This window comes from Ruegeria sp. YTSB088, assembly GCF_059609825.1.
This window is the reverse complement of record NZ_JBXWMM010000005.1, coordinates 120,687-131,968: the sequence shown is the minus strand read 5'-3', so window position 1 is coordinate 131,968 and position 11,282 is coordinate 120,687. Positions and strand designations below refer to the sequence as shown.

Genomic DNA, 11,282 nt, shown 5'->3' with positions numbered 1-11,282 from the left:
GGAGGAAACCATGTATTCAACTTTCAAGCGCACGACCGCTGCGCTGGCCCTTGGCGCCGCAATGGCGGCGCCGGCAGCTGCAGAACTCACCGGAGAGCTGAGGATTTTCCTGGACACGTCAAATCCAGCGCCGCGCGCGACAATGGAGGCGATGATCGAGCGTTTTGGGGCGCAGCATCCGGGGTTGGAAATCGAAACCACCGTGATCGATCGCGAGGCCTATAAGACCCAAATCCGCAATTTCCTGACAGCTGACACACCTGACGTCGCCAACTGGTATGCGGCGAATCGTATGAAACCCTATGTCGAAGCAGGCCTGTTCGAGGATGTCTCGGATCTTTGGGAAGAACCCGAGATTGCCGAAAACCTCGCCTCGACAAAAGGCGCGATGACCATCGACGGTAAGCAGTGGGGCGTGCCCTATACCTATTACCAGTGGGGCGTTTACTACCGCAAAGACATCTTTAACGAGCTTGGCCTGTCTGAACCGACCACTTGGGAAGAAGAACTGGCCAACTGCCAGAAGATCGTCGATTCCGGACGCACCTGCTACACGATTGGAACTCGGAATTATTGGACCGCCGGTGGCTGGTTCGACTATTTGAACATGCGCACCAACGGGTTTGATTTCCACAATCAGCTGGCAAATGGCGAAGCAAGCTGGGAAGATGACCGGGTCAAGCAGACCTTCGCGAACTGGAAACAACTCATCGACATGGGCGCGTTCCCCGACGACCACACGGCGCGTAGCTGGCAAGAATCCCTTCCTCTCATAGTTCAGGGCGACGCCGCAGCTATCTTGCTGGGCAACTTTGCCGTGGCACCTCTTCGCGAGGCAGGACTGACCGACGATCAGTTGGACTTTTACCAGTTCGTCGCGATCAACCCGGATGTTGAGTTGGCCGAAGACGCGCCGACCGACACGTTCCACATCCCGGCCAATGCCTCGAACAAAGAAGCTGCTCGCGAATTCTTGCGCCACGTGGTTTCTGCCGAGGAACAGACCGAGATCAACAATGGCGCGAACCTTGGTCAGTTACCGGTGAACGCTCAATCGTCTGTGGATAACGACAAGTTCCTGCAGCAGGGCTTTGAAATGCTGTCCACAAACAGCCCTGGCGGAATTGCGCAGTTCTGGGATCGCGATGCGCCTGCGGAAATGGCCAAAGTCTCAATGGAGGGCTTCCAGGAATTCATGGTCAAACCAGACGAACTGGACCGGATTCTGGCCAAACTTGAACGCGCTCGCGGGCGAATCTACGACAACTGACCCGGCATGGGCCGGGCTTAGGCCCGGCCTGCGTCGCCCTCAACAGTAAGGCGGACGTCGGCCCGCCTTCACCCCACCAAATCCGAGATATCCTATGACCGTTGCCGTTGACTCTCCACAACAGGAAAGTTGGTTCCACAGGAACCAACAACGCATCGCCCCTTGGCTGTTTCTGGCCCCCGGCCTTCTGTTCTTTTCTGTTTATGTGATCATCCCGTTGTTCGAGTCGATAAACCTGTCGCTTTACGAATGGGACGGCCTGGGCGCTGCCGAATACGTTGGCTTTCGTAACTACGAAGACCTTTATTGGGAATGGGTGGACCGGGATGCTTTCTACATCTCGATGAAAAACAACCTGATCTGGCTGATCCTTTACTTGGCTGCGATTCCGGCAGGTTTGTTCATCGCCCTGTTCCTGAATCAGACCGTTTGGGGCATCCGCCTTTATAAGTCCCTGTTTTTCTTTCCTTTCGTGATTTCTCAGGTCGTGGTGGGGCTCGTATTCACCTGGTTCTACGATCCGACCTTCGGGTTGCTGAACGAATTCCTCGGCTTCTTCGGCCTGGGCCCAGTAAACGTGTTGGGCGATGAGCGTTTCGTGACCTATGGCATCATCTTCGCCGGCCTCTGGCCACAAACCGCCTATTGCATGATCCTGTACCTTACCGGCCTGAACGCTGTAGACCCGGAACAGATCGAAGCAGGACGCCTGGACGGGGCCAAGGGTTGGAAGATGCTCTGGCACATCATTATCCCGCAACTGCGGCCTGCAACCTTTATCGCGTTTGTCGTGACCATCATCGGCGCACTGCGATCTTTCGACCTGATCTCGATCATGACACAAGGTGGACCGTTCGGATCCTCCCGAGTGCTGGCCTATTACATGTTCGAGGTCGCCCTGTCCGAATACGGCTTCCGTATGGGTTATGGCGCAGCCATTGCCGTGATCCTTTTCCTGATCATGCTGTGCTTTATCGCCTACTTCCTGTGGTCGATGTACCGTGAAGAGAAGGGGCACTGAGATGTTTCCCAAACCCATCGAAAAACAACCCCGTGCGGCACAGATCACGTATCAAGCCATGCTTCCATTGGCCCTTCTGTTGTGGCTGGGTCCCCTACTGGCGGTTGCCCTCTTCTCGGTGAAACCGGCTGCTGACTTCACCAACGCGAACTACTGGGGAATGCCGTCCAGCTTTGAGGGCGCGTTCAACTATGGACAGGTCTTCTTTAATTCGGACATGCCGCGATACCTGCTGAATTCATTCATGATCACTGTCCCGACAGTGATCGGAGCGGTGGCACTCAGCTGCATGACCGGCTTTGCGCTTGGCATCTACAAGTTCAAGTCAAACCTCTGGATCTTTTTCATGTTCGTGGCCGGAAACTTCGTGCCCTTCCAAATCCTGATGGTGCCGGTTCGTGATCTGACCCTGCAACTTGGGCTTTACAACACAAAGACCGGGCTGGTGCTGTTCCATATCGCCTTCCAAACCGGGTTCTGCACTCTGTTCATGCGCAACTTCATCCGCGCCCTGCCCTTCGAGCTGATCGAGGCCGCCCGGGTCGAGGGCATCAGCGAATGGCGCATCTTCTGGTACGTCGTCCTACCCTTGATGAAGCCTGCGATTGCCGCGCTCAGCGTATTGATCTTCACGTTCATCTGGAATGACTATTTCTGGGCTGTCGTCCTGACACAGGGCGCAGAAAGTCAGCCCGTGACCGCAGGCATCACCAGTTTCAACGCGCAATACCGAGCGGCTTATCAATTGATGAGCGCAGGATCCATCGTTGCGGCTCTGCCACCGGTGGCCATGTTCTTCCTGATGCAGAAACACTTCATTGCGGGCTTGACCCTCGGAGCTGTGAAATGACCAAAATTACCTTTATCGGTGCCGGGTCCACAATTTTCATGCAGAACATCGTTGGGGACGCTCTGTTGACCCCGGCGCTGGCCGACAGTCACTTTGCGCTTATGGATATCGATCCCGAACGCCTGGCGGAAAGCGAAGCAGTTGCGCGTTCCATGATCCGCTCGGTCGGGGCCGGGGCGACCGTCTCGACCCATACCGACCGCCGCGCGGCGCTGGACGGGGCCGACTTCGTCATCACCGCGTTTCAGGTCGGGGGATACAAGCCCTGCACAATCACCGATTTCGAGATCCCCAAGCAGTATGGCTTGCGTCAAACCATCGCTGATACGCTGGGCGTCGGAGGGATCATGCGAGGTTTGCGCACGGTTCCGGTGCTTTGGGATGTCGCAGGGGACATGATGCAACTCTGTCCGAACGCGACGTTGCTGCAATACGTAAATCCGATGGCCATCAACACCTGGGCACTGGCCGAACGCTTCCCGACCCTGAAACATGTGGGCCTTTGCCACTCGGTTCAAAATACGGTCGAGGAATTGGCCCATGATCTGGATCTGCCAAAAGATGAGTTTCGCTACAAAGTCGCGGGCGTCAATCACGTCGCTTTCTTTCTGAAACTGGAACATCAGGGCCGCGACCTGTATCCGGCACTGCGACAGGGCTATCACGCGGGGAAATTCCCCAAGGCGCCGCTGCTGATGCCGCGCTGCCCCAACAAAGTGCGGTATGAGGTGATGGATCACCTGGGTTATTTCTGCACCGAAAGCTCGGAACACCTGGCCGAATACGTGCCGTGGTTCATCAAGGACGGGCGCGAGGATTTGATCCAAGAATTCTCGATCCCGCTGGACGAATACCCCACCCGCTGCGTCGAGCAGGTCGAGACGTGGAAGGAACAGGCCAAGACCCTGACCGACGGGCGCAATATCGATGTCACGCGCAGCCACGAATTCGCCGCGGACCTGATGAACGCGATCGTTACGAACACGCCTTACATGGCCTATGGCAACCTGCCCAATACCGGCCAGATTCCGCAATTGCCCTTGGGAGCAGCGGTCGAAACCCCCTGTCTGGTTGACAGCAACGGTGTGCAGCCTTCTGTCGTCACCGACATCCCGCCGCAGTTGATTGCCCTGATGCGCACGCAGATCAACGTGCAGGAACTGACTGTTCGGGCCCTGACCGAACAAAACCCCGAACACATCTATCACGCTGCCATGATGGACCCGCATACCGCCGCCGAGCTGGATTTGCGGCAAATCCGCAACCTTGTCACGGATCTGCTGACGACCCATACCGAATGGCTGCCTGGTTGGTGCCGCCCCGCCCGCGCAGCCTGATCTACATATTTCTCAAAAACCAAACCCAACCCTGCCAAGAAAAGCTCCTACAAAATGAAAAAACGCCGCTCGCAGCATTGGTACGGAAAACTCGACAAGGATGGCTTTATTCATCGGTCGTGGATGAAGAACCAGGGCTTTCCCGATCACGCGTTCGACGGGCGTCCGATCATCGGCATCTGCAACACCTGGTCCGAGCTGACGCCCTGCAACTCGGGCCTGCGCGATCTGGCCGAAGGCGTGAAGCGAGGTGTGTGGGAGGCCGGGGGCTTCCCGGTGGAATTCCCTGTCATGTCGCTGGGCGAAACCCAGATGAAACCCACCGCCATGCTGTTTCGCAATCTGCTGGCCATGGATGTCGAGGAATCGATCCGCGCCTATGGCATCGACGGCGTGGTGCTGCTGGGCGGCTGCGACAAGACCACGCCGGGCCAACTGATGGGAGCGGCCTCGGTCGATCTGCCTTCAATCGTTGTTAGTTCAGGCCCGATGTTGAACGGTAAATATCGCGGACAGGATATCGGCTCCGGCACTGATGTCTGGAAATTCTCTGAGGCGGTGCGGGCTGGCGAAATGACCCTGCAGGACTTCATGAGCGCCGAATCCGGCATGTCGCGCAGCGCGGGCGTGTGCATGACCATGGGGACTGCCAGCACGATGGCTTCATTGGTCGAGGCGATGGGTATGTCGCTGCCCACCAATGCCGCCTTGCCCGCTGTCGACGCCCGTCGAATGGCGCTGGCGCATCTGACCGGCAAGCGGATCGTCGAGATGGTGGATGAAGACCTCAAACCATCGGACATCCTGACAAAGGAAGCTTTCGAGAACGCCATCCTAGCCAACGCCGCCGTTGGCGGATCGACCAACGCGGTGGTTCACCTGCTGGCACTGGCCGGTCGCGTGGGCGTGAATTTAGCCTTGAAGGACTTCGAAATCGGGTCCGAGATTCCACTTCTGGTCAACTGCATGCCTTCCGGCAAATACCTGATGGAAGACTTCTGCTATGCAGGCGGCGTGCCTGTTGTGCTGAACGAACTCAAACCCTTCCTGCGCCCGGCAAAAACGGTGCTGAACAAGGACATCTCAGCTCATTACGAAGGTGTCGAGTGTTTGAATACGGATGTCATCCGTCCCTTCAACGACCCTGTGAAACCCGCCGCGGGTTTGCGCGTTCTGCGCGGCAACCTTGCGCCGAATGGGGCAATCGTCAAGCCTTCGGCGGCCACTGACGCGCTTCTCGAGACCGAGGGCGAGGCCTTCGTTTTCGGCAACATCGAAGACCTGAAGGCCAATATCGACCGTGAAGACCTGCCGGTCACGCCCGAGAGCATTCTGGTGCTCAAGGGTTGTGGCCCCAAGGGATATCCGGGCATGCCCGAGGTCGGCAACATGCCGATCCCGGCGAAATTGGTGAAAGAGGGTGTGCGAGACATGATCCGCATCTCGGACGCCCGCATGTCGGGAACAGCATATGGCACCGTCATTTTGCATGTCAGCCCCGAAGCGCAGGCGGGTGGCACGCTGGCGCTGGTCACAACCGGAGACCGCATCCGTGTTTCAGCCAGCAGCGGCGAACTGGAACTGCTTGTGGACGAGAACGAACTGAACGCCCGCCGCGCTGCGTGGCAGCCGGATGATCCGCACTACACTCGCGGCTATGCAAAACTTTACATCGACCACGTGTTGCAAGCGGATCAGGGGGCGGATCTTGATTTCCTTGTTGGCAAAGACACCCGCCTCGTGACCAGAGAGAGCCACTGATGACCCAAACAGCTACATTCCACGATCTGAACGGGGCCTCCGTCTATATCACCGGCGGCGGCTCGGGCGTTGGTGCGGCGCTGACAGATGGTTTCATGGCACAGGGGGCCAATGTGGCCTTCATTGGTCGGTCGGATGCAAGCGGGTTTGTCGAAGAGATGCGCGGTAAGCACGGCCGCGCGCCGCTGTTCCTGCAAGGCGACATGACCGACACCGAACTGCTGCACGCGACGATGGCAAAAGCTGCCGAGGCTCATGGCCCTTTGAACGTCTTGGTGAACAATGCTGCCAACGACCAACGTCATACGCTTGAGGAAACCACGACGGAATTCTGGGACTGGATGATCGAGGTGAACCTGAAAGCCTATTATTTCGCGTGTCAGGAAGCCGCCCGGCAAATGAAAGATGGCGGGGCAATCATCAATTTCAGCTCGATCAGTTACATGATGGGCAATGCTGGTTATCCGATCTACACGACCTCGAATGCTGGGATTACGGGGATGACACGGTCATTGGCACGTGAACTGGGGCCGAGAAAAATCCGGGTAAATGCTCTGGCCCCCGGTTGGGTTCTGACGGAAAAACAGTTGGACAAATGGGCCACACCCGAGGATCTGGCGGCACATTTGGACCGGCAATGTCTGAAAGAGCACCTGAAGCCCGAGGATATGATAGCACCAACACTTTTTTTGGCGTCCAGGGCCAGCCATGCGATGACCGGGCAATGTATGGCTGTTGATGGTGGCGTTGTGGTTTCGGGGTGATGTTATGAATACTGAGTGGATCGCCGTCGACTGGGGAACATCTCACTTACGGGCCTGGGCCATGCAGGGTGCGACCGCGCTGGACCATGCGCAATCTGACAAGGGGATGGCGCATGTCGGACCCGACGGGTTTCAAGCCGCCCTACTGGATTTGATCGAAAACTGGTTGCCCGGCGCGCCGGTGGATGTGGTCGCCTGCGGAATGGTCGGCGCACGCCAAGGCTGGGTGGAAGCACCTTATTCGACCGTGCCGTCGGACCCCTTGCCGGATGTCCCGATCCGCGTTCCCGGATCAGACCCGCGTATCCGGGCCTTTGTCATACCCGGCCTGAAACAGACAACCCCGCCGGATGTGATGCGGGGTGAGGAAACCCAAATTGCTGGATTTCTGGGCGCGCGTCAGAATTGGGACGGCGTCATCTGCCTGCCCGGAACCCACACGAAATGGGTTCAGGTAAGCGCTGGCGAGGTTGTAAGCTTTCGTACTTTCATGACGGGTGAGTTGTTCGACCTGCTGTGTGGTCAGTCCGTACTACGACACTCTGTAGGTCCGGGCTGGGACGAAAACGCCTTCGCCGACGCAGTTGCAGATACGTTGTCAAAGCCCGAACAATTGGCTGCCCGTCTTTTTAGCCTGAGAGCCGCGGACTTGTTGCAAGGTCAGGCCAAAGCCACCGCGCGCGCGCGCCTTTCAGGATTGTTGATCGGGGCCGAACTGGCCGCGACACGTCCGTATTGGCTGGGGCAACAGCTGGCCATTATCGGAGCGGAAGGCGTGTCGCGGACATATGCAACAGCCCTGCAACGGCAAGGCGCATTTGTAGAAACTGCAAACGCTACCGAGGCGACACTGGCCGGGCTTGCGTTGGCCCGAAACATGACAAGGCAAACCGCATGAGCCGTCCCATCATCGCCATATTGCGCGGGTTAAAGCCGCAAGAAGCCAAAGCCGTTGGCCGCACCATTATTGATGCCGGCATCGACCGGATCGAAGTGCCACTCAATTCTCCGGACCCGCTCGACAGTATCGGCACTTTGGTTGATGCGTTTGGAAACCAGGCCCTGATCGGCGCGGGCACTGTTTTGAAAGTCGATCAGGTGGACGCTGTGTCGGCTGCTGGTGGTAAATTGATCGTATCGCCCAACTATGATGCAGAGGTTATCAAGCGATCAGTCGCGTTGGGCCTGCAAAGCTGGCCGGGGGTTTACACCCCAACCGAAGCTTTCGCGGCCCTCAAGGCCGGGGCCACCGGGTTGAAGCTGTTCCCGGGGGTGATGGCTGGTCCGGCGGGTTTGGCCGCGTTACGCCCGGTTTTGCCCCAAAGCTCGCTTGTTTTTGCCGTTGGCGGTGCCGGACCCGACAATTTCGGGCAATGGATCAAAGCGGGCGCAGATGGCTTTGGGATAGGCTCTGCACTTTACAAACCCGGTATGGATGTCGCCGAAATCGCAGAGCGCGCCCGGCATATCGTAACGGCCTTTGATGAGGCCGCCGGATGAGCACCATCTTTGACGACCGCCCCTGCGAGTTGGGCGAAGGCCCGTTGTGGCATCCTGAAAGGCGTCAGCTTTTCTGGTTCGATATCATCGGCAAACGTCTGATGACCCGCGAGCGGGGTACGCCAAAAAGCTGGAGCTTCGATGAACACGTCTCGGCTGCGGGCTGGGTGGACCGCGATACACTTCTAATGGCTTCTGAAACCGGTCTTTGGCGTTTTGATTTGCTATCCGGTAAGCGGAATTTGATTGTGTCTCTGGAAGCTGACAACCCCGTCACCCGTTCAAATGATGGCCGCGCTGACCCTTGGGGCGGGTTTTGGATCGGAACAATGGGCAAGCAGGCGGAACCCGGGGCTGGATCAATCTATCGGTTCTGGAAAGGTGAGTTGAGACCATTGGTTCCGGATGTAACAATCTCCAATGCGATCTGTTTTGCCCCCGATTGTTCGGTGGCCTATTTCTGCGACACCGCAACGAAACAAGTCAGGCGCTGGCGTCTGAACGCCGAAACCGGGTGGCCGGAAGACGACAGCGCAGTTTTTCTGGATTTGCGCAAAGAAGGTCTGAACCCGGATGGTGCGGTCATTGATGCCCAGGGGAATATCTGGATCGCACAATGGGGCGCCAGCCGGATCGCGGCGTACACAGCCGACGGCACATTTCTGAAAGCCGTTGCATATGACGCATTACATACGTCATGCCCCGCCTTCGGGGGCGATGAACTAAATACGCTTTTCTGCACAACGGCCCGTCAGGGGTTGAGCGCGGAAGCAATAGAAAACCAACCGACCAACGGCATGACATTTGCCGCGCGAAATGCAGGTCAGGGCCAGGCAGAACACAAGGTCATCTTATGAAGCCGGAACTGGGTGTTTGCTACTATCCTGAGCATTGGCCAGAGGCGATGTGGGCCGACGATGCCGCGAAAATGGTCGAAACAGGCCTGACTTGGGTACGCATTGGCGAGTTCGCGTGGAGTCGCATCGAGCCGCAGTCCGGCGTTTTACAATTCGATTGGCTGGATCGCGCGATCGAGACTCTCGGTGCGGCCGGATTGAAGGTCGTGCTGGGCACGCCAACAGCAACGCCGCCGCGCTGGATGTTGGACAAACACCCGGACATGCTGGCCGCCGATGAAAACGGCAACCCGCGCAAGTTCGGATCCCGGCGGCATTACTGCTTTAGCCATCAAGGCTATATCGCCGAATGTACCCGCATCGCCCGGATATTGGGTGAACGGTACGGTAAGAACCCGCATGTGGTCGCGTGGCAGATTGACAACGAATATGGGTGTCACGACACCACTCTCAGCTACAGCGCAGCTGCCCAACAGGCGTTTCGCCATTGGCTGGCCGAACGGTACGACAGCGTTGAAACGCTGAACCGGGCGTGGGGCAATGTGTTCTGGTCGATGGAATATCGCACCTTCAACGAAATCGACCTGCCCAATCAAACCGTGACCGAGCCGAACCCGGCTCATGTGCTGACATTCCGGCGCTTCAGTTCGGATCAGGTCGCAGCATTCAACAGGGCTCAGGTGGATACGCTGCGCCCGTTGACCGATGCGCCGCTTTTGCACAATTACATGGGACGTGTTCTGGACTTCGACCATTTCAAGGTCGGCGCGGATCTGGATATCGCCACCTGGGACAGTTATCCGATCGGTTTTCTATCGGACCGGCTGGAAGCCGACGAAGCGCACAAGACCGCCTATTTGCAACAGGGCGATCCGGACATGCAGGCGTTTCATCATGATCTTTACCGAGCCATAGGGCGTGGCCGTTGGTGGGTGATGGAACAACAACCCGGTCCGGTGAATTGGGCCCCGTACAACCCGGCACCTCTTCCTGGAATGGTACGCCTGTGGACGCTTGAGGCTGTGGCTCATGGCGCTGAGGTGGTAAGCTATTTCCGCTGGCGACAAGCCCCGTTTGCACAAGAGCAGATGCACGCCGGCTTGCTGACATCGAACAATCACCCTGCACCCGCACTGGCAGAGGCCCGCCAGACCGCAGACAATCTGAAAAAGCTGGGTGCGGTGCAACAGGTACAGGCCAAGGTGGCAATTCTGTTCGATTATGCTTCGGATTGGGCGTGGTCGACGCAACCGCAAGGCGCGGGTTTTGATTATTTTCGATTGGTTTTTTCAGCATATCGTGCGCTGCGTCGTGCCGGTTTGTCTGTCGACTTTGTTTCGGCGAACGACATTTCCGCTCGTTACAGTCTGATCCTTGCTCCCGGTTTGGCTAGAATAGAACCTGAGTTGGAACAACGCCTGGCAAACAGGTGCGATCTTGCGGTTCTGGGGCCACGCAGTGGTGCGATCACCCGTGATTTTCAAATTCCTGACAACGGTCGACCCGGTCTGAGCATGATAAATTGCAACGTCGATCTGGTAGAAACTCTGCCACCTGCAATTCTCCGTAAGGTTCGTGGAGGAGGCGCGGCGCGGCATTGGATCGACCGGCTATCAGGAGAAGCTGAAGATCTGCTGAGATTCGAAGACGGAACATCTGCGCTCAAGGCCGGAGATGGAATGTGGTACTTGGCAGGTTTCCCGGATGAAGACCTTTGGGACCGTGTGATAGCCATGGCTGCGGAAGAAGCCGATTTGACATTGCGCACGATGCCGCAAGGCCTGCGATTGCGTGAGACGGCCAATCATGACTTCCTGATCAACTACAACGCAGGACCGGTGGATTGGAACGGACACAACGTCGAAGGCTGTGACGTCAAAACCCTTAAACGCAACCCGCCCGAACAGACCTGAAGTCAGTCC

Annotated in this window: 10 protein-coding genes; all 10 read left to right on the top strand. The window is 57.5% G+C overall.

The window, feature by feature from the left end; all coding sequences use genetic code 11:
- The first annotated feature begins 10 nt into the window (after nt 1–10).
- The 10 genes from AC2FFA_RS09930 to AC2FFA_RS09885 all read left to right on the top strand — a co-directional run bounded on the left by AC2FFA_RS09930 (nt 11) and on the right by AC2FFA_RS09885 (nt 11,273).
- Nucleotides 11–1,270 (top strand): ABC transporter substrate-binding protein, encoded by a 1,260-nt coding sequence (locus tag AC2FFA_RS09930; protein WP_496851490.1) that lies wholly within the window; start codon nt 11–13, stop codon nt 1,268–1,270.
- 94 nt (nt 1,271–1,364) lie between these two features.
- On the top strand, nt 1,365–2,291 hold the full coding sequence (locus AC2FFA_RS09925) for a carbohydrate ABC transporter permease (protein WP_299638039.1): 927 nt from the start codon (nt 1,365–1,367) through the stop codon (nt 2,289–2,291).
- A gap of 1 nt (nt 2,292) precedes the next feature.
- Nucleotides 2,293–3,141 (top strand): carbohydrate ABC transporter permease, encoded by an 849-nt coding sequence (locus AC2FFA_RS09920; protein ID WP_117873233.1) that lies wholly within the window; start codon nt 2,293–2,295, stop codon nt 3,139–3,141.
- Nucleotides 3,138–4,478 (top strand): alpha-glucosidase/alpha-galactosidase, encoded by a 1,341-nt coding sequence (locus AC2FFA_RS09915; RefSeq protein ID WP_496670634.1) that lies wholly within the window; start codon nt 3,138–3,140, stop codon nt 4,476–4,478. The genes AC2FFA_RS09920 and AC2FFA_RS09915 overlap by 4 nt, the downstream gene beginning before the upstream one ends.
- 54 nt (nt 4,479–4,532) lie before the next feature.
- Nucleotides 4,533–6,239 carry an IlvD/Edd family dehydratase gene (locus AC2FFA_RS09910; protein ID WP_496851489.1) on the top strand — a complete coding sequence of 569 codons (1,707 nt, stop codon included), beginning with the start codon at nt 4,533–4,535 and terminating at the stop codon, nt 6,237–6,239.
- Complete coding sequence (locus AC2FFA_RS09905) at nt 6,239–7,003, top strand: SDR family NAD(P)-dependent oxidoreductase (protein ID WP_496851488.1); 765 nt, start codon at nt 6,239–6,241, stop codon at nt 7,001–7,003. Before AC2FFA_RS09910 ends, AC2FFA_RS09905 begins: the two co-directional genes overlap by 1 nt.
- A gap of 4 nt (nt 7,004–7,007) precedes the next feature.
- Nucleotides 7,008–7,901, top strand: a complete 894-nt coding sequence (locus AC2FFA_RS09900) for a 2-dehydro-3-deoxygalactonokinase (protein WP_496670628.1) — start codon at nt 7,008–7,010, stop codon at nt 7,899–7,901.
- Entirely contained in the window at nt 7,898–8,503 is a 606-nt protein-coding gene (locus AC2FFA_RS09895) for a 2-dehydro-3-deoxy-6-phosphogalactonate aldolase (protein WP_496851487.1), read from the top strand. Before AC2FFA_RS09900 ends, AC2FFA_RS09895 begins: the two co-directional genes overlap by 4 nt.
- Complete coding sequence (locus tag AC2FFA_RS09890; RefSeq protein ID WP_496851485.1) at nt 8,500–9,360, top strand: SMP-30/gluconolactonase/LRE family protein; 861 nt, start codon at nt 8,500–8,502, stop codon at nt 9,358–9,360. Before AC2FFA_RS09895 ends, AC2FFA_RS09890 begins: the two co-directional genes overlap by 4 nt.
- Nucleotides 9,357–11,273, top strand: coding sequence for a beta-galactosidase (locus AC2FFA_RS09885; protein ID WP_496851483.1), 1,917 nt, complete (start codon nt 9,357–9,359; stop codon nt 11,271–11,273). Before AC2FFA_RS09890 ends, AC2FFA_RS09885 begins: the two co-directional genes overlap by 4 nt.
- The last annotated feature ends 9 nt before the right edge of the window (nt 11,274–11,282 follow it).

What these genes read in the sequence shown, in the direction of transcription:
- AC2FFA_RS09885 (WP_496851483.1), top strand. Translation starts at nt 9,357, where the DNA reads ATGAAGCCGGAACTGGGTGTTTGCTACTATCCTGAGCATTGGCCAGAG.
- AC2FFA_RS09915 (WP_496670634.1), top strand. Translation starts at nt 3,138, where the DNA reads ATGACCAAAATTACCTTTATCGGTGCCGGGTCCACAATTTTCATGCAG.
- AC2FFA_RS09920 (WP_117873233.1), top strand. Translation starts at nt 2,293, where the DNA reads ATGTTTCCCAAACCCATCGAAAAACAACCCCGTGCGGCACAGATCACG.
- AC2FFA_RS09930 (WP_496851490.1), top strand. Translation starts at nt 11, where the DNA reads ATGTATTCAACTTTCAAGCGCACGACCGCTGCGCTGGCCCTTGGCGCC.
- AC2FFA_RS09890 (WP_496851485.1), top strand. Translation starts at nt 8,500, where the DNA reads ATGAGCACCATCTTTGACGACCGCCCCTGCGAGTTGGGCGAAGGCCCG.
- AC2FFA_RS09910 (WP_496851489.1), top strand. Translation starts at nt 4,533, where the DNA reads ATGAAAAAACGCCGCTCGCAGCATTGGTACGGAAAACTCGACAAGGAT.
- AC2FFA_RS09900 (WP_496670628.1), top strand. Translation starts at nt 7,008, where the DNA reads ATGAATACTGAGTGGATCGCCGTCGACTGGGGAACATCTCACTTACGG.
- AC2FFA_RS09905 (WP_496851488.1), top strand. Translation starts at nt 6,239, where the DNA reads ATGACCCAAACAGCTACATTCCACGATCTGAACGGGGCCTCCGTCTAT.
- AC2FFA_RS09895 (WP_496851487.1), top strand. Translation starts at nt 7,898, where the DNA reads ATGAGCCGTCCCATCATCGCCATATTGCGCGGGTTAAAGCCGCAAGAA.
- AC2FFA_RS09925 (WP_299638039.1), top strand. Translation starts at nt 1,365, where the DNA reads ATGACCGTTGCCGTTGACTCTCCACAACAGGAAAGTTGGTTCCACAGG.